The 26,120-nt window shown below is 40.5% G+C and carries 21 protein-coding genes, 1 tRNA gene and 1 pseudogene; 10 read left to right on the plus strand and 13 right to left on the minus strand.

Annotated elements, in window-relative coordinates; translation table 11 throughout:
* The first annotated feature begins 53 nt into the window (after window positions 1–53).
* From BV375_RS04055 to BV375_RS04065, 4 genes and pseudogenes are all read left to right on the plus strand, one after another.
* A complete protein-coding gene (locus BV375_RS04055) occupies window positions 54–1,676 on the plus strand; it encodes a mucoidy inhibitor MuiA family protein (RefSeq protein WP_086757528.1) in 1,623 nt (540 codons plus the stop codon).
* Between the two features lie 100 nt (window positions 1,677–1,776).
* On the plus strand, window positions 1,777–2,355 hold the full coding sequence (locus tag BV375_RS04060; protein WP_086757530.1) for a CHAT domain-containing protein: 579 nt from the start codon (window positions 1,777–1,779) through the stop codon (window positions 2,353–2,355).
* A 28-nt stretch (window positions 2,356–2,383) separates the two neighbouring features.
* Window positions 2,384–2,599: pseudogene (locus BV375_RS38985) on the plus strand (hypothetical protein); the annotation flags it as partial.
* 129 nt (window positions 2,600–2,728) lie between these two features.
* Window positions 2,729–3,913, plus strand: a complete 1,185-nt coding sequence (locus BV375_RS04065; protein WP_086757622.1) for a HetZ-related protein 2 — start codon at window positions 2,729–2,731, stop codon at window positions 3,911–3,913.
* Window positions 3,914–4,014: 101 nt separating this feature from the next.
* Here BV375_RS04065 and BV375_RS04070 read toward each other — a convergent pair whose 3' ends face one another.
* Window positions 4,015–4,995, minus strand: a complete 981-nt coding sequence (locus BV375_RS04070; protein WP_086757625.1) for an endonuclease/exonuclease/phosphatase family protein — start codon at window positions 4,993–4,995, stop codon at window positions 4,015–4,017.
* Between the two features lie 352 nt (window positions 4,996–5,347).
* Entirely contained in the window at window positions 5,348–5,548 is a 201-nt protein-coding gene (locus tag BV375_RS04075) for a hypothetical protein (protein WP_086757532.1), read from the minus strand.
* Between the two features lie 261 nt (window positions 5,549–5,809).
* Here BV375_RS04075 and mnmE point away from each other — a divergent pair, with 261 nt between their 5' ends.
* Complete coding sequence (gene mnmE, locus BV375_RS04080) at window positions 5,810–7,204, plus strand: tRNA uridine-5-carboxymethylaminomethyl(34) synthesis GTPase MnmE (RefSeq protein WP_086757534.1); 1,395 nt, start codon at window positions 5,810–5,812, stop codon at window positions 7,202–7,204.
* 149 nt (window positions 7,205–7,353) lie between these two features.
* Here the strand turns inward: mnmE and BV375_RS04085 are convergent, their stop codons facing one another.
* A complete protein-coding gene (locus BV375_RS04085; protein WP_243713839.1) occupies window positions 7,354–9,018 on the minus strand; it encodes a metallophosphoesterase family protein in 1,665 nt (554 codons plus the stop codon).
* A gap of 648 nt (window positions 9,019–9,666) precedes the next feature.
* On the opposite strand from BV375_RS04085, the gene BV375_RS04090 reads away from it, so the two are divergent.
* Both BV375_RS04090 and psaB read left to right on the plus strand, forming a co-directional pair.
* Window positions 9,667–9,906: a hypothetical protein gene (locus BV375_RS04090; protein WP_086757539.1), complete on the plus strand. Its 240-nt coding sequence runs from the start codon at window positions 9,667–9,669 to the stop codon at window positions 9,904–9,906.
* Window positions 9,907–10,374: 468 nt separating this feature from the next.
* Entirely contained in the window at window positions 10,375–12,603 is a 2,229-nt protein-coding gene (psaB, locus tag BV375_RS04100; protein WP_086757543.1) for a photosystem I core protein PsaB, read from the plus strand.
* 156 nt (window positions 12,604–12,759) lie between these two features.
* Here the strand turns inward: psaB and BV375_RS04105 are convergent, their stop codons facing one another.
* The 6 genes from BV375_RS04105 to BV375_RS04130 form a co-directional block, all read right to left on the minus strand.
* Window positions 12,760–13,701: a sensor domain-containing diguanylate cyclase gene (locus BV375_RS04105; RefSeq protein ID WP_086757545.1), complete on the minus strand. Its 942-nt coding sequence runs from the start codon at window positions 13,699–13,701 to the stop codon at window positions 12,760–12,762.
* A 95-nt stretch (window positions 13,702–13,796) separates the two neighbouring features.
* Window positions 13,797–16,028 (minus strand): TOMM precursor leader peptide-binding protein, encoded by a 2,232-nt coding sequence (locus tag BV375_RS04110; RefSeq protein ID WP_086757547.1) that lies wholly within the window; start codon window positions 16,026–16,028, stop codon window positions 13,797–13,799.
* A 54-nt stretch (window positions 16,029–16,082) separates the two neighbouring features.
* Window positions 16,083–16,613 (minus strand): tail fiber domain-containing protein, encoded by a 531-nt coding sequence (locus tag BV375_RS04115; protein ID WP_086757549.1) that lies wholly within the window; start codon window positions 16,611–16,613, stop codon window positions 16,083–16,085.
* Between the two features lie 195 nt (window positions 16,614–16,808).
* The gene (locus BV375_RS04120; protein WP_166507365.1) at window positions 16,809–17,363 is read right to left on the minus strand and encodes a tail fiber domain-containing protein; all 555 of its coding nucleotides are present in this window, start codon (window positions 17,361–17,363) and stop codon (window positions 16,809–16,811) included.
* A gap of 551 nt (window positions 17,364–17,914) precedes the next feature.
* The gene (locus BV375_RS04125) at window positions 17,915–20,578 is read right to left on the minus strand and encodes a filamentous hemagglutinin N-terminal domain-containing protein (protein WP_086757554.1); all 2,664 of its coding nucleotides are present in this window, start codon (window positions 20,576–20,578) and stop codon (window positions 17,915–17,917) included.
* An 86-nt stretch (window positions 20,579–20,664) separates the two neighbouring features.
* Window positions 20,665–22,809 carry a peptidase domain-containing ABC transporter gene (locus tag BV375_RS04130; protein ID WP_086757556.1) on the minus strand — a complete coding sequence of 715 codons (2,145 nt, stop codon included), beginning with the start codon at window positions 22,807–22,809 and terminating at the stop codon, window positions 20,665–20,667.
* Between the two features lie 34 nt (window positions 22,810–22,843).
* On the opposite strand from BV375_RS04130, the gene BV375_RS04135 reads away from it, so the two are divergent.
* Both BV375_RS04135 and BV375_RS04140 read left to right on the plus strand, forming a co-directional pair.
* Entirely contained in the window at window positions 22,844–23,041 is a 198-nt protein-coding gene (locus BV375_RS04135; protein WP_086757558.1) for a hypothetical protein, read from the plus strand.
* Window positions 23,042–23,114: 73 nt separating this feature from the next.
* A complete protein-coding gene (locus tag BV375_RS04140) occupies window positions 23,115–23,450 on the plus strand; it encodes a hypothetical protein (protein WP_086757560.1) in 336 nt (111 codons plus the stop codon).
* Between the two features lie 486 nt (window positions 23,451–23,936).
* Here BV375_RS04140 and BV375_RS04150 read toward each other — a convergent pair.
* The 4 genes from BV375_RS04150 to BV375_RS04165 all read right to left on the minus strand — a co-directional run bounded on the left by BV375_RS04150 (window position 23,937) and on the right by BV375_RS04165 (window position 25,313).
* A tRNA-Pro gene (locus BV375_RS04150) sits at window positions 23,937–24,010 on the minus strand.
* A gap of 50 nt (window positions 24,011–24,060) precedes the next feature.
* The gene (locus tag BV375_RS04155; protein WP_086757564.1) at window positions 24,061–24,426 is read right to left on the minus strand and encodes a DUF1818 family protein; all 366 of its coding nucleotides are present in this window, start codon (window positions 24,424–24,426) and stop codon (window positions 24,061–24,063) included.
* Window positions 24,427–24,433: 7 nt separating this feature from the next.
* Entirely contained in the window at window positions 24,434–24,883 is a 450-nt protein-coding gene (locus tag BV375_RS04160) for a hypothetical protein (RefSeq protein WP_086757628.1), read from the minus strand.
* A 193-nt stretch (window positions 24,884–25,076) separates the two neighbouring features.
* Complete coding sequence (locus BV375_RS04165; protein WP_086689544.1) at window positions 25,077–25,313, minus strand: DNA-directed RNA polymerase subunit omega; 237 nt, start codon at window positions 25,311–25,313, stop codon at window positions 25,077–25,079.
* Between the two features lie 158 nt (window positions 25,314–25,471).
* On the opposite strand from BV375_RS04165, the gene BV375_RS04170 reads away from it, so the two are divergent.
* On the plus strand, window positions 25,472–25,900 hold the full coding sequence (locus BV375_RS04170) for a fasciclin domain-containing protein (protein ID WP_086757566.1): 429 nt from the start codon (window positions 25,472–25,474) through the stop codon (window positions 25,898–25,900).
* Window positions 25,901–26,120: the final 220 nt, after the last annotated feature.

The following is a 26,120-nucleotide window of genomic DNA, read 5'->3' on the forward strand; positions in this document are numbered from 1 at the left end:
GCAAGCATTAACAATTAACCAGCAGAACCATTTAAAATGGGGGAAAACTGGCAGTGGTTAACCCGGAAATACCATTTTTACGCAAGACAGTACAAAGCCAGATTGTAGCCGTGACGGTATACAGTGATAAAGCCCTAGTCACAAGACGGGGTATAGTTTCCTTAACGGGACAGGAACAGGAATTAGTCATTACCTCACTGCCGATGACTCTAGAAACTGATTCTGTAAGAGTTGGCGGTACAGGTACAGTCGGGGTACGGTTGCTGGGAGTCAGCAGCGATCGCACTTATACTACAGAACCAGTTGCAGAACGTGTAGCACAACTAACGAGGCAGATTCAGCAATTAGAAGCAGAACAACGCCATCTGCAAGCCCAAATCGATGCTTTAGCATTGCAGTCTAGCTTTATCGCTGGGTTACGGGAAAAGACAGAGGAACCTTTTTCCCATAGTTTGGCGCGGAAAAACCTCAGCCTCAGCGAAACTCTAGATTTTCTCAACTTTCTGGGAAGCCAGTATAGCGAATATGCGATCGCTTCTGGGGAATGCAAAAGCCAACAGGAAGAACTCGAAAAGCAGTTACAAGTACTGCGCGCCTCACTGCAAAAAATTCAAACACCCCACCCCAAAGAAAGTTTGAGCTTAATTGTAGCAGTGGAAGTTGTTGGTGCAGGCGACTTTGAGCTAGAGCTTTCTTACGTTGTGAATCGTGCCAGTTGGACTCCGCTTTATGACTTACGCTTTGGCAATACCAGCAATATTGTCAATCTGAGCTACTTGGCAGAAGTCACCCAAAGCACAGGTGAAGATTGGATAGGGGTAGCTCTCACCCTTTCTACAGCTAAACCAGGATTAGGTACACTTCCACCAAAACCAGAACCTTGGTACATAAATACCATTAGCCCGACAGTACAATTTGCGAGGCGAAGAGGTACACAAAAAATGCCCATGATGGCGGCTCAGTCAGCGCCTGCTGGTGCAATGAATGAAGAAGAGGACGAGGTTGCACAAGACAGTCTTATAGAAGCTGAAACTGTTGTTGCCGAAGTATCCAAAGAAGGAAGTGTAGTCACCTTTAAACTCAATGGTGGGGGTAACATTCCCAGTGATGGAGCACCCCATAAAACTACAATTTTTAACGATGATTATCCTAGTAGCTGCGATTATGTAGCAATGCCACGCTTAGTGAGCTTTGCTTATCTACAAGCTAAAGTGAAAAATAGCCTCAATGGTGCAACTTTTCTACCAGGCAAAGCGAATATTTTCCGTGACAATATATTTGTCGGTACAACCAACTTAGAGAATATTGCACCAGGACAAGAATTCAAAATTAATTTAGGAATTGATGAAGGTTTAAAAATAGAGCGGGACTTAGTTGAGCGTCAAGTTGATAAAAAATTGATGAGTAACCAGCGCCGCATTACTTATGGTTATCGGTTGATAATTACTAACTTGCTCGATCGAGAAACTCATCTCACACTCACTGAACAATTGCCAGTTAGCCGCAATGAGCAAATTAAAGTACGCCTCACCCGTACCAACCCTCAAATTCAATTGGGAGAAATGGGAATTTTGGAATGGGAGTTAACTCTATCAGCACAAGAAAAACGACAGATATATTATCAATTTAATGTTGAGCATACACCTGAATTAACAGTTATTGGTTTAGACATTTAGAGATAGATTTAATCTAGAATGACTAAATGCCTAGCCTCTGCGTCTATAAACTCTTTTAAAGCCTATAATTAGAGCAATCACATACACTATACGATCCTGCATGAACAGCGATCATCCAATTAAAATCCTGTTTTTAGCATCCGATCCCAGCGATGAATCTCGGCTACGCTTAGGGCAAGAGTTACGTGAAATTCGTGAGCGGCTGCAATTATCAAAAAACCGAGATAGATTTGTACTAGAGTCTCGTGAATCTGTGCGTCCAGGAGATATCACTCAAGCAATATTTGATGTTGAGCCGCAGATTGTACATTTCTCTGGACATGGAAAAAGCACAGGCGAGATTTACTTTGAAAATTTATTAGGAAAAGCCCAGCCTGTAACACTCGATGCCTTAGCAGCGCTATTTAAAGAAGTAGCTGACCAAATAAATTGTGTAATATTGAATGCTTGTTATTCAGAAGCCCAAGCGAAAGCAATTGCAGAACACATCGAATTTGTAATTGGGATGAATCAAGCAATTGAAGATAACGCAGCTATAGCATTTACTGTTGGTTTTTACAAAGCATTAGGAGCAAATCGTTCCATTGATAAAGCTTACAAGTTTGGTTGTGTGGAAATTAACATACAAGGTATTTCAGAGCATTTAACTCCTGTTCTTTACGAAAAAAAAAACAGCTAAGAATAACCTAGAACCAGCTAAATATATATTGGTATTAAGCGCCACTATTGATGAAGTTAACAAGCCACTAGCAGAAGCTATTGTTGCCCATTTGCGTCAAATATCTGGAGATGCATCATTGACACTACAGAGAATTGAGGTCGGTAGTGTAAAACTAGTCTTAGAAGGTTCCCAAGAGGGCCTGGAGCAAATTTTGACCCTACTAAAAGAAGGAAAGCTGAATGAAATATTTGGAATTCCAGTCCAGGATGTGCAAGTTGTCGCTTCGTTGAAACAGAAAAGCAATAGCATACCACTGGGAAGAGTAACTATAAACTCGCAACCAGAAGAAATTGTTGTTAGATATATAAATGCTGGTTCTAGGAGACAGGGAATCGCCACCCTAAGACAGGGTTTCGGGGAACAGAATCTCCCTATAGCAACGGAAGCAGAAAAACTGGCGCAATATTGGCGAACTCGTCTATTAGCGGAGTGTCCAGAACAAAGTGCAGTAGCTCAAGAAAGTATCATTCTCTGGTTATTGGGACGTGATTCCCAACGGTTTGATTTGCTCAACCCTAAGGAACTGGAGATTGCCAAGCAAGCAATGGAATATCGCTATCGGATTTTACTGCAACGTTACCTGGGGATAGCACGAGAACGTGCTTATCGCAACCTAATCACGCGGCTGGCCAGTTTGATGACATTGCGGAATAAAATTCAGACTTGGGTTTCTCTCAGCCGCGATCGCCAGCGGAGTGTAATTGATATATTACAAGAAATCATCCAGGAATTACTGCAAAGCGATAGCTACATCCAAGATCAAATGGCTTGTATCGCTGAAATTACCAGCGACAGGCGGCTGCGAGATACACTACTATTTGCCAGTATAGAAGAATATTGTTTGCGCCCAGTACGCAATCAGCCGTTGCTGGTTTACCGCTTTGTCAACTACCTGCGCCGTACTCAACGGGGTGGTTTAACTCAAGTGCCTGGTAGCGACTTGATTAGGCTAGTTTCCGAAGAAATTCTCACCGATGACAGCGATAATCGAGTTAACTTGGTTGATAGTCAGGCGATCGGAGAATATCAAGAAGCACAGGAACAAGAAGAGCAACAGGTATTGCGTCAAGCTGTACAACAAGAATTTGAAGAATATTTACAAGAAAACCTCGGCACAGAAGCCGTAGAGTGGCTACGCCTGTATCTGCAAGGTAAGTCCCAAGATGAAATCGCCAAGAAACTAAATAAACAAATTAAAGAAGTATACCGACTGCGGGAAAAAGTTAGCTATCATGCTGTGCGTGTGTTTGCTCTTAAAGGGAAACCGGAACTAGTGGAAAACTGGCTGGCAATTTCTTTGCAAGAACATAACTTGGGGCTAACACAAAACCAATGGCAGCAACTCTATGAACAATTGACTCAAATGGGGCGGCAGATTTTAGATTTACGCAAAGCTGGCAACTCAATTGAAGCCACAGCTAAAGAATTAAAACTCAAAACTCATCAAGTCTTGGGTGAATGGACAAAAGTCTATCTTGTCGCCCAAGCTTTAAGAACTCAAGATAAAGCTAAGTGATAGTTGTATTTCGCCAGCTAAAAGCTAGGTTCTGGGTTGAGACAGTGATGACATTGGTGAAGTAGCAGGTTCTATTATCCCATTTAGGAGAGCGATAGTAGCTAACGTAAAACTAAGTCCGTAATTAACGGCGCATGGTCAGAATTAGCATTTGCACCTGTAGAAATTTGAGCCACACTAAAGTGCTTGCTGACGAAGCAATGATCGATAGGGATATTCATCAACGGGATGAGCCAGCTTGGTAGATTTACGTGAGTTGCTGGCCGTGGCCAGCTTGGTAAAATGCCAAAACCTAAGCGAGAGTTGTGCAATTTTGTTTTATTGATAAATCTTCGATAATAGGGCGACCAAGGTGTTAAGTTAAAATCTCCCATTAAAATTAATGGCTGATTAAGTTCTTTAATATAATCGCTAAGTGCTGCTAGCTGAAGATTACGTCTGTGAAAATTATTGCGTGTTACAGGTACTATGGGATGAGTTCCAATTAACTTAATAGATTGTTTATCTACTGTTAAGGTTGCTATGAGATTATGACCTCCTTTGCTATTAAAATTATCTGCTTTTACATCTTGAATTGGTAAGCGGCTAAATATTGCCAGTCCACCACCAGGACTTCTAAACGTATAAGGCAAAGTGTTTTTAAAACCAGTTTTTAAATTGTCGAAACCACTGCGATTAACTTCAACAAATAACGCTACATCAGGGTGATTATCCTGCACTACATTAATCACTCCTTTGTCATCATTATTCTGAATGTTAATGTTAAAAGATAAAAGCCGAATTTGTTTAGTTGCATTCCCAGCTAACTGTTGCGAGTAAGGTAAATACCAAGGAAGCACCTCAATTAAATTTAAACCCACAATTAATAAAGCTGCGAGAAATATTACTTTACTCTTGAGATAGCGCTTTCTCCAAAGAATGCCTAAGATAAAAGTAACTATTAACGATAAAACCAAATAATGAACTCGAAAATGAGCGAGTAGTTCTAGCGGCCAGAACCAAGCCATGTAGCTCGCTAAAGATAGGAATCCTAAAATCAACAGGGTAGCGGTTGCAACAATTAGAACTATTCGTTGATTCATGGGTAAATTGGTTGCATCAAATGCGGTCTCATCAATTAACATCAATCACCATTAACTATTTTTCGGATAATTGTGTTAATTTGACAGCCAAGTTGCTACAAATGCACTATTTCTATCCAAAGTAATCCAAAATCAATCCCCAACTGTTTTACAATGCTACAACTACCAAATCTCTAGTTTCACTTTCTCCTACACTCAACAGTGGTAGCGAAAGATGGTGAAAGAACAGCTCATTGAAATACCACAATCAGCTGTCCAAACAGAATGTCAACCTCAGGCGATCGCTTGCGGCAAAAATGCGAAAATTTAGGAATTGCGACCAACGCTATTCTTTCATTCCCCGAGCTAAATCCTATTGATCGTCAGGAAAAACCCATTTTGGCGGTTCCGTCATTCTTCGCCGCATTCGTTCTTCTGCTATTTCCAGCATTTGATCTAGAGAAGTATCCTCAATAAATTGTGCTGCTGCTTCTCTAAACTCAATATTGGGGCATTTATCCCCTAAAACACAACCGTTAACGCAGGCCTCAGCGCAGTTAATCTTTTGCTCCACAGTCAATTCCTCTCTACCAGAGCGTTTATCTACTCTTCAGATAAATCTTACCTTGCTAATTGCTCTCTTATTAGTTTAAATACTTACCATTTAATTTAGTATAGAGATCCTTGATCCTTAGACTTCTGTCCACAGTAGGAGAAAGGCTAAAGGTTAAGAACAACAGAAAACTTAATCCCTTAAAACCTTTCCCCGCCTCATGCAAAGTGGCTGTTACGCTAACCATAATATAAATGCAGTGTTTTGCTGAAAAGGGCGCTCATGTCGGAAATATTTGCCACTACCGGAACCATCGCCGCGATCGCAACTGCTGTTGTCCCTCAACAGGGTAGCGTTGGCATTGTGCGAATGTCAGGTTCCCAAGCGATCACGATCGCCCATAGTCTTTTTCATGCACCTGGGCATCAAGTTTGGGAAAGTCACCGCATTCTCTACGGTTACATCCGCCATCCCAAGACGCAAAAACTGGTGGATGAATCTTTGTTGTTGATTATGAAAGCACCCCGTTCTTACACCCGTGAAGATGTGGTGGAATTCCATTGCCACGGCGGAATTATGGCGGTGCAACAAGTATTGCAACTGTGTTTGGAAAATGGTGCAAGACTCGCGCAGCCAGGAGAATTTACGCTCCGTGCCTTTTTGAATGGGCGATTAGATTTGACACAAGCCGAAGGTATTGCTGATTTGGTGGGAGCGCGATCGCCGCAAGCTGCCCAAACTGCCTTAGTCGGTTTACAGGGTAAATTAGCTCATCCAATCAGACAGTTACGCGCTAACTGTTTAGATATTTTGGCAGAAATCGAAGCTCGGATCGATTTTGAGGAAGACTTACCTCCGCTGGATGATAAAGCGATGATATCAGCAATTGAGAACATCGCCGCAGAAATTACTAAATTATTGGCAACTAAAGACAAAGGCGAACTACTACGCACAGGTTTAAAAGTAGCAATTGTCGGGCGACCGAACGTTGGTAAATCGAGCTTGCTGAACGCTTGGAGCCGGAGCGATCGCGCCATTGTCACAGATTTACCTGGTACAACCCGCGATGTTGTGGAATCCCAGTTAGTTGTCGGTGGTATTCCGGTACAGGTGCTGGATACGGCGGGGATTCGTGAAACAACAGACCAGGTAGAAAAAATTGGCGTCGAGCGATCGCGCCGTGCCGCCAGTGCAGCTGATTTAGTGTTGTTGACCATCGACGCATCAGCAGGTTGGACAGCAGGCGATCAAGAAATTTACGAGCAAGTACAACATCGACCATTAATTCTTGTAATTAACAAAATTGATTTAGTAGAAGATAGTGTAAGAAATACGCTTCAATCGAAGATTCCAAATTTTAAATTTCAAATTTTTACAGTAGCAGCAAAGAATCAGGGAATTGAAGATTTAGAAACAGCAATTTTAGAGATAGTTCAAGCCGGGAAAGTTCAAGCTGCTGATATGGATTTAGCAATAAACCAAAGGCAAGCAGCAGCCTTAACAAAAGCGAAAATGTCTCTAGAGCAAGTGCAGATTACAATTGCTCAACAACTACCCCTTGATTTTTGGACAATTGATTTAAGAGATGCAGTTTATGCATTAGGAGAAATTACTGGCGAGGAAGTTACAGAATCAGTACTTGACCGAATTTTTAGTAAGTTCTGCATTGGTAAATAATACCAATTCTTTAAAATTTAGCATCAGATTCAAATCTAGAAATCTAAATTTTGTCTGAATTTATAATTCGTAATTACCAACTTATACTACTACCAGAGCGACAAAACAGAATTAAATATTTACCTTCCAGCACTTCAGTGATGACTAGATTATTTCAACTCAAATTCATCAAACTTAACTACCTGAGAATCCGCCTTGCGAGTATCAAAATAATAGCTGCTAACTGTACCTGTCTCAGTGTTAAAAATGCTAAAAACTGTGATGTCATTACTTGCAATATATGGCATTGGTTTACCATCTTCTCCTAATAATGGGGCAATTGTCGGCACTACAGGTTCCAAACCATTTGGGTCACCTAGTACAACATATTCTTCTTGATATCCGATTGGCACTTCTCGCTTTTTATCACCCCAAGCCGCACCATAAGAGTTACCAACGTTAGATGTTTCGAGAAAGTGCATTCTGCTAGGGCTAACAAAATGATTCCACAAATGAGAATGCCCATATAAGACGAATTGCACATTAGCCGCCTCTAGTAAAGGGATAACATCACGGATTATATAATCTGCGTTTTTAGGATACTCATAACGCACTGCTTTAATGTTACCAACATCATCTCGTTCAATTATCTGAACTGGATCTGTGTAGGCAGGGACGATATTATCACCTAAAGTATGGGGTGGATGATGAAACATTACAACTTTGTATTTTGCTTGTTTAAACTCATCACTATTAAGTTCTAGTTCTAGCCAATTGTACTGCTGGCTACCTTTAGCAATTGGTTCATAAATTAGCTGTCCATAGCCCCAATTTTCAGGATTATTTAAATCTTGTACTACTTCCAGATACCTTCCTTTATACGGTGCATTTAATGTGGGAGTCCGCCACATATTCGTAATGTATAGTACTACCAGGCGCACATCACCAAATGTGACTGCATAATATCTTTTTCCACCTTCTTTACTTTCTGGCAAGGTGAAAATCTCTTCATAGGTATCAGTATTAAAAGAATTATCTTTTAAGGATTTGCCGCTATAAAGCTTCTGGGCGATCGCACGGGGAATCGTATCATTAAATTCATCGTCTAAGCTTTCAGTCCTGGCAAATCTCCCCATCACCTCATGATTGCCAATGCAACTAAATAATGGTGCATGTTGAATTATTTGACCGCCAGTATAGGATGTCTGCACGCCGTTGTGGTTGATTTTATAGTTAGCGCGACCTTGCAAAGCCGGAAAAAACGCACCACCGCGATAATCGTCAAACCATTCTGAGGCGCGATCGCTAACGTTAACCAAATCACCAGCAAACCAAACTGCATCTACTCGTCCCACTGTCTCTACGACTTTTTGCAGATTTGCTGCTGTCATCGGCTTAAGTTGATGGTCAGAGGTCAGTAAAATTTTTAATGGTGTACCTGGTTTAGGATTAGACGCGAGGGTAAAAACATCGCTGCTAACAGTTTCGCCATCTTCCCGCATACTCGTTATCCGATAACTCACCCGCACACCAGGTGTTAACCCAGTTACCTCAGCTTCGTGTCGCCAAATATCACGCCAAACAGGTTTTTGATCAACTTGTCCATTTTCAGTTTGGTTTCCGAAGCGCGTAGGCGTAGCCCGCCGTAGACATCGCTGATCTTCCCTTGCGCGACTGAGTTTAGTTGTGCTTGCCCAAGAAGTCTGAGTTAGATTTTCTCCATAATTGACTACATGTTTAATACCGTCAAATTCTGTAAACCAAACTACTCGCACTGAGGTTTCAGTTGGCAGTTGCAAAAATGGATCGGTCAGCAATTGCGGCGCTGATGTCATGATTGTTTGCCCAAAAGAACGCACGCTTACCAGCGTAAAGCATATAGTTAGCAGAAAAATCAGGGCTAAGACTACTATTTTTTTACTTTTACGGTGGCTTAGCCCTTTGGGCATGAGTAATCTACCAAATTGTGCAGGTTTATTAGCTAATTGTATTTAATGATACTTGAGAACTATCTCAGATTTTTCCAACATCTTGCAAGTTCTATATTTAGTCCGTTGAAGCTAAGATTTTACACCAGTCTCAATAACTCCCTAGAAATGAATCCACAAGCTATTAGCTCGTTCGCGCAGCTTCCCATAAAAAACTTTATTTCAAAACGGGCTGACAACTTAGCGAATAAGTAATGTATATGACTTAGGGGGTAAGGCACATCGCCAACTAATCAACAGTATGGTACTAATCGTCAAGGCAAGTATGAGGTTAAACTTGCCCAACATCCTCTAAATAATGCGGGTTGATATCGTTTATTTGGAGCTAATTTAGCTAAAATGATGCATTCAAAATTACAGTTAAGCTTCACATTATGTCATCCCTTTTGCATAACTAAATATCAAATAAATGTATTCTCAAGAATGATGCCTATGTAAGTAGATATTTGGAACTATGACAGCAGATTTAGTCACAAAGTCATGGTAATAAAGTTTATGAATTCCCAAGAAACTCCAACAACAGCAGAAAATAATTATTCAGATATCGAGAATACACCTGACTATATGAATCCCCAAAAACCAGGGAAATCTGAGCCTGTGACTCAGGTTCAAGCAGATAATGTCATTACTAATAAAGATTTACCAGACCGTCGAGTTCGCTATGGCTTGCCCGTATTAATATTTGCCATTTTCTTATTTGTTGCCGCCATTTACTACGGCATTATCAACCCGTAGTTTTAGCAACCAAAGCCAGAGAGTTACCACCCTGACTTTGGTTGTTAATTGTTAATAGCTTTCTATGACATAGTACAGTTATATTTACACTTAAATATTTGTAACAACAGACTTGCCAACTTTATGCTTATGCACTGTCTTTTGAGCAAATATTCTATTAAGAAGTGCAACAGATTAGCTGTATTCAGGACTACAAGCTTATTTAATATCAATCTACATCTTAAGTGTGATGGAAATAGTAGCTAATAATTTTTTGATTACTCCTATATGCATGAGTTGCACCATCATATTGCCTAGGTATATAAGCCTAGGGATTATGCCTGTTTTATCCTGATGCTCACCAGCTTTTGCTATTCGATTAACCTCCGATTTAAGCCAGAAAGGGTATTTATTCAATTGCTTTCGTGTTGCTAACTCGAAAGAAGTAGCAACTTGAAATAGCGTTTAGGGAGGATTTGATTAAAATACATGGCAAGAAAATATCCTAAATTTAGCCAGGATCTCGCTCAAGATCCGACTACACGTCGAATCTGGTACGCGATGGCTCAGGGCAATGACTTTGAAAGCCATGATGGCATCACCGAAGAAAATCTTTACCAAAAGATTTTCGCTACTCACTTCGGTCATGTGGCAATCATCTTTCTCTGGGCTTCTAGCCTTCTGTTTCACGTAGCCTGGCAAGGTAACTTTGAACAGTGGATTAAAGATCCCCTGCATATTCGCCCGATCGCCCATGCGATTTGGGACCCCCACTTTGGTAAACCTGCGATTGATGCGTTTACCCAAGGCGGCGCTAACAATCCAGTTAACATTGCCTATTCTGGGGTCTACCATTGGTGGTATACCATCGGGATGCGGACAAACAATGACCTGTACATGGGTTCAGTTTTTCTCCTACTGTTGGCAGCGTTGTTTTTGTTTGCTGGCTGGTTACATTTACAACCCAAGTATCGTCCCAGCCTTTCTTGGTTCAAAAGTGCTGAACCTCGCCTCAACCACCATTTGGCAGGTTTGTTTGGCGTCAGTTCTTTGGCTTGGGCAGGTCACTTGATTCACGTTGCGATTCCGGAATCTCGTGGTGTTCACGTTGGTTGGAGAAATTTCCTGACCACATTACCCCATCCAGCAGGGTTGGCACCATTCTGGAGAGGTGATTGGGGTGTTTACGCTCAAAATCCAGATACACCTGGGCATATATTTGGTACATCCCAAGGTGCAGGGACTGCAATTTTAACTTTTTTGGGTGGGTTCCATCCCCAGACAGAATCGCTGTGGTTGACCGATATGGCTCATCACCACTTAGCGATCGCTGTGATTTTCATTATTGCCGGACACCAGTACCGGACTAACTTTGGGATCGGTCACAGCATTAAAGAGATGCTCAACGCCAGAAATTTCTTTGGCGTCCGAACTGAAGGTCAGTTTAACCTGCCACACCACGGGCTATACGACACCTACAACAACTCGCTGCACTTTCAGCTGTCCATACACTTGGCAGCGTTAGGTACGGCAGCATCTTTGGTGGCGCAGCATATGTACTCGATGCCTCCTTACGCTTTCATAGGGAAGGATTACACAACACAGGCAGCGTTGTACACTCATCACCAATATATTGCTGGGTTCTTGATGATTGGTGCTTTCGCCCATGCTGGCATTTTCTGGATACGTGATTACGACCCAGAACAAAACAGGGGCAATGTCCTTGATCGCGTGCTAAAGCATAAAGAAGCGATCATCTCCCACCTCAGTTGGGTATCGCTATTCTTGGGCTTCCATACTCTTGGTTTATACGTCCACAACGATGTCGTAGTTGCCTTTGGTACTCCTGAAAAGCAAATTCTGATTGAGCCAGTGTTCGCTCAGTTCATTCAATCTGCTCACGGTAAAGCGCTGTATGGAATGAACGCTTTGCTATCTAATCCAGATAGTATTGCCTACACGGCTTGGCCAAACTACGGTAATGTCTGGTTATCAGGTTGGCTAGATGGAATTAACTCCGGCACAAACTCTCTGTTCTTAACCATCGGACCAGGCGATTTCTTGGTTCACCATGCGATCGCTCTCGGTTTGCATACCACCACCCTGATTTGTGTCAAGGGTGCGTTAGATGCCCGTGCTAGCAAGCTGATGCCCGATAAAAAGGACTTCGGTTTTACTTTCCCTTGTGATGGTCCTGGTCGGGGCGGTACTTGTCAAACTTCGTCTTGGGAGCAGTCTTTCTTCCTAGCTACGTTCTGGATGTTGAACCTCCTTGGTTGGGTGACTTTCTACTGGCACTGGAAGCATCTAGGTATTTGGCAAGGTAATGTAGCTCAGTTCAATGAGAATTCTACTTACCTCATGGGCTGGTTCCGAGACTACCTTTGGGCTAACTCCGCTCAAGTAATTAACGGGTACAACCCCTACGGCGTTAATAATCAGTCTGTGTGGGATTGGATGTTCCTCTTCGGTCACCTGGTTTGGGCTACTGGTTTTATGTTCCTCATTGCCTGGAGAGGTTACTGGCAAGAGTTGATTGAAACTCTAGTCTGGGCACATGAACGCACTCCACTGGCTAACCTAGTTCGCTGGAAGGATAAGCCTGTTGCTCTTTCCATTGTCCAAGGTTGGTTAGTTGGTCTAACTCACTTCACGGTTGGCTACATCCTTACCTTTGCAGCATTCTTAATCTCTTCAACCGCTGGTAAATTTGGCTAAAAATTTTTGATATCCTCTGACCTTTTGCATTTCTCCCCTCCTAAGCTGACAGCATAGAGGGGGATTTTTTTATTGAAATATATTGATGATTTCCTGTTTTCAGCAACGAATAATCTTGAGCGATCGCATTTCAGACCGATGACAAATCATGGCTGATTAACTGATATGATAACGGCTCTTACCAAATGCTTTTGCTTGATACATTGCAATATCTGCTTTGCGTAATACTTCTTCAGGCGATTTAGTATCTGCTGAGATTGTTGATATACCAATGCTCACCGAACAAGATATTTGTTGACCATTCAATACAAAAGGTTGTTTGAGCGCAGCAATAACTTGATTAGCTGTACGAGCGGCACAACGAAAATCTTTCACATCTTCTAATAAAATTACAAATTCATCTCCACCGAGCCGTGCAATAAAATCTCCCCATTTCAGAAGAGATTTTAGCCTCTGGCTAATTTCAATGAGAAATTTATCTCCTGTGTCATGTCCAAAATTATCATTAATTGCTTTAAATCCATCTAAATCGAGAAAGAGGATAGAAGAAAAATATTGGCTATAATATTGCTGACATTCCAACACGTAATCCAACTGCTGCATGAAATAAGCTCTATTTGGTAAACCTGTTAGAGGATCGTGCATGGCAATATAACGTAATTCCTCCTCAATTTGTTTGCGATCTGTGATATCACGAATAATATTAAGTAAATAAGTTTTTTTTTGCCATTCTAAAAGCTTTACTGATAATAAGCCTGTGCGTTTTTCCCCAGTTTTTAAACAAAATTCAATTTCTAGATTGTGAATATGTTCTTGCGTTTTTAAACTTTTCTGAATTTGTGAATATCCTTCAATGGTAAATCCCATATCTAATAAAGTAATTGGGTAACCAATAACATTCTCTCTACTATATCCAGTTACCTTTAAGAAGGTTTTATTAATTTCTACACAATATCCTTTACCTAATGTTGTTATTAAAATTAAATCGGGAAAATAATCTATAACTTTTATAAAATTATCTTGAGAATAATCATTTTTTATTTGATTTATTCTGGAATCAAACATACCAGCTTTGCAACTAGTATTTCTAGGTTTCATATGTTAAGTATAGGTTATTGAAATATAATCATAATGTTTGAAAGCAATTTTTATTAAAAATCTTACTTATTCTTAAGCAATTTTGAATTTAAGCTTTAAAGAAACATTGGAATGGAATTAAGCCGATCTTCTGTTAATTCTTTTCTTAACCACCCCATTTTTACAGGTACATTGTAAAGTCGACCTGGAGCAAATTGCGCCCAAAAGTGACGCAGACCAGGAACAACAACTTTAACAACATGCATACCAATATCTGGACGTGTTTGATCGAGAACAAACATTTCTAGCCCATGTTTAGTAGCTATATCAATACAAGCAAGCACATCTTCTCGTAAGTCATGACTGTGGTAAAAAGGATAGTTTGCGAACACTTTAGGAATTATATTGGCATTGGGAACCAGGTAAGCTTGGTTTGCTAATGTTGCATTTTTGCACCAACTTTGCATATCCTGACGGGTGAACTTCGCTGGCGAATAAGGATTTCCTCCATTGGAAAGAAATATCATCTGGTTCATTTCTGTAACAGCACGCAAGATGGCAACTTTTGCATTGAAATGAGTCCCAAACCCAAACAGAATATCTTCTGGCTGTTGATTTAAGCGTCGGGAAATTGCTGCGAAGGTAGGAATATTTAAATCGGTAGTCAGGTCTAATACCCAAAAATCACGCTTGATAAATGTATAGTATGTTTTTAATTGATGTAGATAAGGCTCATCAAAGCTATTTAGATCGACAGCAGGTCTATGTAAACGGTTGTACCACCATATTGCTACTGCATCCCGTTCTACTAACTCCATAAATCCTTGAAGAATAGCTTCTTCTTTATTAGTTCCAGCCGCAGTCCCATTGGTGTCTGCATAACAAAAGCAGCGACCCTCAGACAAAGGATAGCCATAATAACAATATGCTGTTGGCAGATACTTGAATTGTTGGTGGGTAAGCGACCAGATGGGAGTCCATTCAATTTCTTGGCTGTCATCAAAGGGATCGGGTATCCATTGAATTATGTGGTGTTGCTGATTCCAAACTAGGCGATCGCGGTACTGATTTGCGCTATAGTGCATGAACTCATAGGGATGAATTGCCTCTTCTCTGAGGTTGCTATAAGTCCCTTTCACCCTTGGTTCTTCTCCTGTAAAGCTTCCACAGTAGCGCTCAATTGCTTCTCCCAAGGCGCTCATCTTTGCTTGGGCTGCTGTTTTCCCTTTACCAAAGCTTTTACCTTTATTGCGTAAATCCTCTAACTGTCTACTTTCGCCAGGAAAGCTGTGGTCAACAACATAGGCGTGAATCAGCTCGTTCTGCTGGAAGGGTTGAAATAAACTTCTGATCACTCCAGTAATCGGACTAATGTGATGTTCGTAATTTTGAAAAGCTTGTTCGGGTAAGCAGCTGCGATAGCCTCCATCATCGCTCAATTGCTTGGGTTGGCTATTGAGCAGCAATGGTTGAGGTTCCCGTTGACTTATGGTGGGTTCGCCACAACAATGGCATTGCGGACGACGAACTAAGGTATGGCGTTGCAGGTTGAGATTGACAATATCAAAAGTTAGTAGGGTTCCTTCTAGAGGATGCTGTCCTGGGTGACTTAACCATTTAGCAATTTCAGTTGCTGCCAAATTTAGCCCAGTTTGTACAGTTGAAGCTAAAGCAGCACGAGAAACTGGAAACGGATTTAGGGTTTGCTTTTGCTCTTGCAGAAAAGACTCAACCTCACGATTCATCCGCAGACGTTGTGCTAGGCATTCCCAACACCCTGTATGGCCAGGTCGAAAGATGGGGCCAATCCAAATCACGCCTCCCACTGGTTTAACTAGCAGCCACGAACACCTCTGTTGTAAAGCTTCTGCGTTAAATGTTGCTAAACCAGGTTGGAGATAATCATCTGTGAGCACAACAGCAAACTTGCCAGTAACGTCACTGTCAATGTTGAGAGATTCTAAGATGGCAGTTAATGGCTCAGATTTGACGCTACCAAAAGTATGAATAGCAACTTTAGCGTCTTGGAGACATTGAGTTACCAGCTTTGCATCTCTATTAAGCAGTCCCCAAAAAGCCGATTCCGCCAGTGGAGTGTTATCGGCATTGGTGATGTATCCCTTATGTTCTAGCTGCTCTAAAGCATAGATAGTTTCATCAGCCGAAGCTTGTCCTTGCAGTTGTTGAGCAATTTCCTCTACACTATAAAGTCCATTAAGTAGGGGTGCTAGTAGGCAGTATAGACGCCCACTCAAGACAAAATGCCCCTTTTCACTCAAGAGAAATACAGTTCTAGGAGGAGATACCTCAACATGAAAATGCTCTTTGAACTTCGGCTGAATCAGCATAATTGTGGCAGTTAAATATAGATGCAGTGAAGCTTATTTTGCAATGGATATGATCTATTGCGAATTTAGCAGAAGTTGTTGTTTTATCTCACTAATTTGGATATTAAGACTATTGATTTGGGTATCTTGTGCTTGCAACTTTTGATAAAGTGCTTGAATTGCTGCTAAAACTACACCATTGGCATCTACAACATCGATGAAGCGATCGTTTTTACCAACGTTGAAAATAGCTGCAAAATCTTGTGCTATTGGGCCAATATGGCGAATTGTCTCATCTTGGTTTTTATATTCCCAGGTAGTAATAGGTAAATCTGCAATTCCCTTGAGAATATTGTGGACATCAACCTCAGCCACGGCTTCTTTGACATTGCGATCGCTTGTGAAACGAGCCGAACCATTGGGGTCTAGATACATATTTGAGTTATTTTTTAGCCCAGGAGCCTTTAGTGTTCCAGAATTTCCCGGAACTTCCTGTCCTGCGGGATTAATATAGCCGGTACCTCCAACACAACTTGCTAACTCATCATCAGATAATTCTTCAATCAGGCTGGCCGTAGTTACGGGTGTTTGGTCATTAGTGTACATAGAGTTTTATGAAAATTGAATTAAATTTGATTTGTACAATAACGGAACCAATCTGTTTGTTAGATAGATGCACTTTTCTCTAACTTCCAAGAATTGGCACAGATTTCAAAGAAAGCTATGGTGATTAATTGAGAATTCAAGTTGAGTTTTTATTTAAAATCGGACAAGTACTGGCATAGCAGCGGAAACTTGAGTTTACTTCTCAATTAGTTGTTGTTTGAGTTGGTGTACCTGTGTTTGTAGTTCATTGATTTGGGATTCTTTGTGTTGCATCACTTGGTAAAGTGCTTGAATTGCGGCTAAAGCTACACCATTGGCATCTACAACTTCGATAAAGCGATCGCTTTCACCAACATTGAAAGTTGCAGCAAAATCTTGTGCCATTGGGCCAATATGGCGAATTGTCTCATCTTGGTTTTTATACTTCCAGGTGGTGATGGGTAAACTGGCAATTCCTTTGAGAATGGCGTGGACATCGACCTCGGCCACTTCTTCTTTCACATTGCGATCGCTTCTGAAGCGGTCTGAGCCATTAGGATTGTATCTAATTCCTATAGTAGTGATATCAGTAATAACATTGGCAGATACATCCCCCAACAATGGCAATTCAACTAATGGGACTTCTGTAACCTTTTGTTCGCCAGTAGTCAGCTGAATGTCACAGCCACCAACACAAGCGGCTAATTCTTCATCGCTCAAATCTTCAATCAAGCTTTCTGTAATAGGCAAGTTGTTAGAATTCAAATCCATACATTTAACCATTATCGTGTAGAGTGATTAACACCAAAGACTAGTCAGGTTTATCTCTAAGTTGGAAATCTGAGAATACATTTAATTAGTTGTTGAGCATTTATATCCGCGACAAGCTATTTACTTGTGCTGATAATTTTTTGTTCTTGCTGCATCCTCTCCCAATTAATAGACTGTCATTTAATCACATTGTTCGCGGAAATTGGCTCAATGTAAATTCCCTATTGTAAAATCAACTTTAAAAAAGACATAGTAAGAGGACGCGAATAGTAATTTATCTGCTTTATTCAATCTTTAAAAAGATTTACGTAAATTTCCCTATTTACCAAAATGATTAACTTCTATTAGGAGCTACAGCACCGAATTTACTAGATTTATGTTGATTTCTATGAATGTATCAATATCTATATACTCTTTAGAAGAAATTTATTTTTTAAAGTTTATTGAATTTTTAAGTCAGTAAGAATACGGCGCTATCAATTTTATAACTTTATGCAATCTCTAATAATTTTTCTGCTATCTATCTCCTAGGAAATTTATTTTCAGATTATCTAATGTGTATGACAACTAGCTGGGGACAGTCCAGAAGTATGAGGCGTGATAACTGGTGCTTGCGCTGTTAAAAATACCTCTCCCTGAGGGCTAACTACAAGTCCCTGAGCTTCTACAATTTCATTAGAGGTAGGCAATGGTAAATTTGCAGAAGTAACAGCCACCTTAGAGCGATCGCTACTTGCGGAAATTGGAACTGTTTGGATATCTTCCAAAATTGTGTCACTACCCAACACTACCTCTGGATTTTGTGGTAACCCACCCCTTCCAGTAACAATGAAACGGCTGTATTTTTCTGGATTATACTGTCCACAACCTTGAGTAATTAATGTCGAAGCATCATTTGGTTGAACTGGTAAAACAGCAATTCCTTTGCTTGGATCAACAGCCAGAGTTTTAATTTCCACAGCGCCACTCAATCCAAACTGAGAGCTAGCTGTAATATCACTTTCAGAAGTAAGTTCAGGACGAAATTCAATACCAAATATTCCTTGAGTTGTAACTTGAACATTACCACCTCTTCCTTGAATTGCATTAGCTGTAATATCACTATTTTCAGCAGCAGCTAATAAATTGGAACTAATATTTATATCACCACCATTACCATTACCACCTATAGCATTAGTAGTAATTTTACTGCCGTTGCGCATTAATAAAATATTTTTAACTTGTAAGGTGATATTACCGCCTTCACCTGATTTGGTTGTAGCTTGAATTCCTCCTGAGTCTGGTTGAGGATTGCCTGCATTATCAAGCACTATTGAATTAGCTTGAATATTAATGCTTCCACCTTGACCTAAGCCTTCATTATCAACACTTAACCTAGCACCATTCTCTACTAAGAATTTCCCAGTAGAAATTTCTAAGTTACCAGCATTATTAATATTATTTGTGTTTAAAACACTTGCAGATAAACTACTAAATGTGGGAATTAAGCGGGTTGAGTCTAATGGGTCTTCTCTAAGAGGACCTTGCCCTAATAACTGAATAGATTCAGTTGCATTGATGGTGAGTATTCCTCCTTTACCGAAACCGAGAGTTTCAACAGCAATATTACCCCCATCCTGCACTGTTAATTGCTTAGTATTAATTGTTATATTACCTGCATTGCCTGTACTATCTGGATTTGTGCCACTGAAAAGACCACCAGGAAATTGATAAATAGGTGAAACTCCTCTAACATTGACAGAATCGGTAGCATTAATAATCATATTGCCACTATTTCCTGTTGATAAAGTACCAGCGAAAATTTGTGCCCCATCATTAATAATTAACTCCCTTGTGTTAACTATTAAATCTCCTGCTTGTCCACTACCTTGTTGAACTGCTGTAAACAAACCACTTGCTAGAAGATCAGAGGGTGTGACTCCGATTAATTCCACACTATTAGCAGCATTTACTGTCAAAATTCCACCTTTTGCATCAGCGAAGGTTGCAGCCGATATTTGCGCTCCGTGATGAACAAATAATCGCTCCGTATTTACAGTTAAATTTCCCCCGGAACCACTACCGTATGTATCTGCCAATAATCCAGTAAATAAAGAAGTATCTACTGAATCAACACCACTTAGTTCAATTGCATCCGTAGCATTGATGGTTAAATCTCCTCCTTTTCCTAAGGAACCAGGTAAGGTAGCAGTAGATATGCGAGCTTCGCCTTCAACCTGAAGTTTGGCAGTATTTATTGTGATTCCTAGGCTGGTTCCACTACCACTATTTTCAGCAAATAATCCCCGATCAAAAGTTCCAGTCGTGTTGTTATTTGATACGATGACGGCATCTGAAGCATTTAATATCAAATTTGCTCCAGAAATAGCGCCTAGTGTTACTGCTTCTACACGGGAGTTATCAATTGCTAATTGCTTTCCTGTGAGTTGGATACTACCACCTCCATCACCACTGGTTGTGACCAGAGCATTATTGCTAAGTAATACATTGGCTAAAGCCAAATCGCTAGGAAAACCTAATTGAAACTGGTTTCCTATTAATGAAAGCCCAACTGTACCTGCACCTGCTAATCCACCCAATTCAATACGGCCGCTATCTGCAATCAACTGACCGCCATTTAGAGTTACTTCACCACCGATGAGGGCCAGTGTTTGGTTTGTAGGTACGGCGAGATTAGCTCCCTGTAATTGGATCGCTGCTGAGTTACTACCATACTGTAATCCGATAGGAACATTTACACTTAATAAAGGTGTAGTGCTATCTGGAGATGCATTAAACTCATTGCCATCAGCAAACTTTAAACTGTTGGCTGTAGTGGCTAAAAATGAGCCACCAATATCTAATTTTGCATTGGGTCCAAAGATAATTCCATTGGGATTAATTAAGAACAGATTTGCATTACCAATAGTATGAATTTTGCCATCGATATAGGAAGGTAAATTTCCAGTCACTCGACTAATAATATTTTGAATAAATGCAGAATTATTAAAATTGGCAGCACCACCAGTTGGTATAGAAAATTGGCTAAAGCTATGAAAAAGATTACCTCCTACTTGGCTACCACCTGTAATTGTGAAATTGAGATTATCAGGAGAGGCAACGTTTGTAGGGAGAGTCCCATCTGCCGCGATCGCCTGAGCATCACAGGGTTTAGCAAATGCTAGATTGCAAATAGTAAATAATCCAGCAATACTGAGAATATAGTGCCAACTCATATAATTAAAATTAGTCAACTTTGGCTATTTGTCTCTCTCTTAGTATTCCCTTAACACCTGCCACGGTTACTAATTAAACTTGCTAATTAGAAATTTAAGAAAAACAGAGGATTTTCAGGTTGAGCTTGCAAATCCTCGAAACATCCTTGAGCAATTAATCGCCCCTCATTCAGGACAACGATCCAATCTGCGTGTTGAATCACATGGGGTCGATGACTAATCAGAATTGTAGTTTTACCAGAGCGATCGCTTAATAGTTGATCTAGTAAGTGCGATTCACTAGCTGGATCTAAAGCACCAGTAGATTCATCCATGATCAAAATTGGCGGATTGCAGACAATCGCTCTAGCTATAGCTAGACGCTGACGCTGGCCTCCTGAGATATTAGCACCAAATTCACCCAAAACAGTTTGATACTTATCAGGTAGCTGGCTGATAAATTCATCCGCACCTGTGAGCTTGCAAGCATGAACAATCGCCTCAAAGCTAATATAAGGAGCAGTTAAACGGAAATTTTCCATAATTGAACGGCTCCAAAAATGGGCTTCTTGAGGAATTAGCACAATTTGTTGACGCAGTGAATCAAGAGATATATCTTGCAAATTGTAATCACCTATCCGGATATTGCCAGATTGTAGCGAGTACAATCCAGCAATTAGTTTTGCCAACGTACTTTTACCACAGCCTGATTGACCAACTAAAGCAACTATCTTACCACCAGGGATTTTTAGTGAAAAATCTTTCAGGAGGTCAACTCTGCCTGCATGATGAAAATTGAGATTAATACAGACGATATGGGAATTAGAAGAAAATTCTACCCAAGGTTTTTGTTCGTCTCCTTGATTTTCTGTAGTTACGTCGAGCACTTGTGTTAATCGTTGAATTGAAGTTTTTGCTTGTACAAGCCCATTGGCAAAACCAATTACTGTACTAATAAAGCCGAGAAAATTTACATTCATGCTGCTAAAAGCTAGCAATTGTCCAATTGTGATTTCTCTAGCGATCGCTAGATTGCTACCAAACCATAAAAGGAGAATGCTGCTAATTCCATACACCAGTCCTGAAAAAATATTATTAATAGCCGAAATCTGCATCGTTTTGAACGCCAAATTGGCAACTCGTCCAAATTGGCTCTGAAATTCTTCCCATAATTGTGGAGCAGCGCTTAGACTTTTAAACGTTATTGCTCCCTTGAAAGTTTCTACTAAAATTCCTTGATTTTCAGCTTCTAAAATTAATAAATTTTGCGTTTTATGTTGCAATATTGGTAGAAAAATAAATGTTGATAATGTCATTAACACAGAGAAAATTAGAGCAAGTAAGGTCAGCTTACTGCTATAGAACAACATGAACCCTAAGGAGATCACCGCGATAAAAAATTGGCTAGGCAGCCCAATTATTGACTGGGAAACTAACTGATTAATTTCTTGAATATCTCGCAGCCGAGTAACAATTTCGCCACTGCGATGAGATTCGTAGTATGCCAAGGGTAAACGAAGAATTTGCCGACCAAATTCTAATACTAGTTCCAACTGAAGTCTTTGAGCAAAATGAGTAATCAGGTTAGATTGAACAAGTCTGAGGCTGCTGCTAAAAAAATTCATCACAATAGCTGCCAGTACAACATTTACTAGCAGCTTGGTATCTCCACGAACTAGCACATCATCGGTAAGAATTTGTAGTAGAAAAGGAGAAATTAGAGACAGCAGTCCCACAAAAATATTGATAAGCAACGCTTCGCCTAAGATAGCGCGATAATTCCAGACTGGCTGGATAAAGCGCCGAAAATTGTGAATGCGATCGCTTGATTGTGCAAAAAAGCGAACACTATCTGGTTCTAATATGAGCATGAGCCGATTTGCCCAACCCTCCATGAGCTCATGCTTCAAAAGATAACGAAGACCAACAGCCGGATCGGCAATGATATACTTTTTACCTCGACAACCATACAAAACTACCCAGTGATAACCTTGCCAGTGAATGATTGCGGGTAGGGATAGTTCTTGTAATTTATCTAAAATTTCTGGTGCGACTCTAACTCCTCTAGCATTAAACCCTAAGACTTCCGCGCCACGTTTTAGCCCCAATAGAGAAGTACCCAGTTGTCCCGTTCCTACAGCTTCACGCACACGGTTAAGGCTAAAATTGCGTCCGTAATGTTTGGCGATTGTAGCTAGACAAGCTGCTCCGCAATCTTCTTCACTATGCTGACGAATGAATTGATAAGGCATAGAGTGTCAATCACGTGAGCAGAGAATTCTGGCTATGATTCCCTCCTCAGGTGATATCCGAATTATGCAAGCTGCTAGGATTAATCTCATAAAAAATCAGCCTGTGAAACAGGAAGATATCATTGCTTATATTGATAATTCCCAGATCCAAACTCAAAAAGCCAGTCATCACACTTGTTTTTTCATCTATGACCAGCATAAATTTTTATCAAATGTAACTGACCTGCGATGACTACGACCCTTATCATGCTTGCATTTCAGCTTGTGAAATATATCTGCCAGGTTAATTTCTAGCGAAAATTTCTATGAGTGAAGCATCCGATCAGCAACCCAGTAGACTTGATCGAATTGAGCAAATACTATTACTCACCACGACCGCATTAGGTGATATAGCAAGGCAGCAGCAGGTAAATACTAACGCCATAGCCCAGGTTACTGCGCGTCTCGATCAGCTAACCCTCAAGGTGGACAATCTTACAGAGTCTGTAGGGTCATTAAATGAAGATGTTGTCTTACTCACTGATTACCTCACTCAAGTGATTCAAAATGCCGAGACTGACCGCGAAACATTCCAAGCAGAGATTCGACGCATTTGGGAATATCTATTGCAACGTGGCGGTAATGGGAGAGCAGGAGAATGAGGTTCACGAAATTATCTAACTACTGATAAGTCGTATGCAAGTAACTTGATATTACTTGGCTTTTCAATATGTGAAGTATTTATAAGCTTATTTTTATGGTAAATAAGTATAAGTACTCAAATAAAAAACTAGTAGAAATTATGTCTTCTATTTTTTTTGGTTTGGCTTGGGCTTTTCAAGGATTTCTTCTAGGAGGTATTACTCCATTAATATTTTATTTAGTACTGAGTACATTTTTATCTTTAGTAATGCCGCATTTTAAAATCAATAGATACATAGATAAATACGTAGAGCCTATACAAGTGATAAAGGTATGTGCATTAATAGGTACTGTATTCGGATTCTTCTTTGGTTTTACTTACTAATCCACTACGTAGATGAACATTATTAGCCTAGTAGTTTCTATTTACTTAGTTTTTTACGGTTCTAGCCATGAAAAAACCCGCTAATCTTCAGATAAGATTAGCGGACTAGGGATTTTATCAATCGGAGCGGCGGGATTTGAACCCACGACCTCCACTACCCCAAAGTGGCGCGCTACCAAGCTGCGCTACGCCCCGGTCAGAATTATCATTTTAGCAATAAGCTTGAGGATAATCAAGAGGCAAATTCAAAAAACCTTGAGCATCCCAGCAGCTTGCAACAGACCAGGAACAGCAGAATCATTCCACCGACCTTCTGTACATCGCCCTGTATTCAGGATAAAGCGCAGACTGTAGGCATGGGGATAGCCTTCTACTTCCATCCATAATAAATCGCTTTCGGCTTCGCAAGCAATTTTCTCTTCATCCATCAATTCAGTTGCCAGTTGTTTCATTGTGTCTGCTAGCTTTGCTATGAGACGGCAAAAATCGTTTAATTCGGCTTCTGTTAACTCGATCGCCCAATCATCTGTACCCAATAGACCTTTAAATACAGGTGCATTCGGATTCCAACCAATACGCCAACCAGCGCCGCTTTTTACTAAACGTTCCATCAACTAATTATGGTTGGGGTTGTGCTGAATAACTAGAATTAAAGATGTTTGTCAATGCTTGCACTAAGGTATTTCGCTGGCTGCGGGTAAGCTTGGAAATGGCTGCGCGATCGCCTTCTATAGGATTTTCTCGTAATGTATCATTCCCTGGATAGGTAATGTCGTACATAGTTTCGTTTGCATTTAGATAATCAGCCAGAGTCAGCTTCCAATCTAGACGATAACTTGGGGAACGTTCTTTCACATAAATATGATATTGAATTAAACGACCAACTAAGGTATTATTTTCGGCGACTTTCCCAGTTTCCTTGCTAATATACTTGTTTTCTTTCGGAAAATCAGGCAATTTTTGATACACTTGTTGCCAAACATCACTAGGACTTATTCTCTGCGCTATTGCTGGTTGGATGCCTAGAAAAGTTGTGTATTTTGAGTTAACTATCCCTGAAACCAACATAATCACACTTACCACCATTAAAAACATTGCTGAGTGGCGAGTTCTGAATGTTGAGTTCAACTTCAAAGCTAAAAGTTGAAGAATTGACCAAAGTAGAAATTTTTTCTTTTTCATATAGCGAATATTCTGAGTTAAAAGTGTGATGCGATTACTTTTGTACTCAGCAATCAGCACTTTCAACTCAGTACTATTTTTATAGTTCGCCGATAATCTCTGGCTGAGTCAGTTCATCGGACATTTCGATAATTGCCCTAAGTACTGGTTTCATCATTGCATCTTCCGCACTTTCAAAGTCTTCATAACGGCGACGCTTGGCACGGTTTGCCACCTGAACCGTAATGCGATACCGATTTGAGGCTGCACTAATTAGATCCTCAGCACGGTGCATAATCTGAGACTGGGTTGTCTCGAACTTAGAACGCTTTAGCATAGTTAGTGGTTCTTGGGGTCATTCCCCAGTTTAGCAGTACTAATAAATCTGCTGCTGTGTACTCAATTGTTAGTAACCTCTCTATTGATAGAGGTTGGGAGCTTTGTAACATTTTATAAGTATGTTGTAACAGTAAGTTAATAAAGTCACCTAACCTCATGGCCGATCTTGTGGAAACTGCGATTAAAGCAGGAAATTTCACCATCTTGGTGAAGGCTGTTAAAGCTGTAGGACTCACAGAAGTTCTCAAGAGTCCTGGTTCTTTGACAATTTTTGCACCTACTGATGATGCTTTTGCTAAGCTGCCAGAGGGAAGTTTAGATGCGCTACTCCAAGATATTCCCAAGCTGAAGAAGATTGTGGCCTATCATGTAGCCTCTGGGGATGTTCGGTCTGATGATTTGGTACAGATTGAAGAGGCTGAGACTCTTGAGGGGTCAATTTTAGCAATTGAGTCTGCTAATGGTGCAATTAAGGTGAATGATGCCAATGTTATCCAAACTGATATTCTGACTGATAATGGCGTGATCCATGTGATTGATAAAGTGTTAGTACCTGCAATGGTTGCTGGAGGTACTAGTTCCTGATCGTCTAATGTGCCTCTAGCTTGGGTAAATCGGTAGTGTTAGAAATATGTGAGTTTACAGTAGACTTCTTGCAAAAATCTGAAGAATAAAAGGAACCACAGATGAACAACGGACACTTGCTACAAGTCGGCAGAGCCGCCCAACGCAGTGTCCTCCCGATAAACACCGATATTTATCGGTGTTTATCTATGGTTTGATATTCAAAACATTGACTTATGCA

It is taken from the genome of Nostoc sp. 106C (assembly GCF_002154725.1).
In the GTDB taxonomy this organism is placed as follows: Bacteria; Cyanobacteriota; Cyanobacteriia; order Cyanobacteriales; family Nostocaceae; genus Aulosira.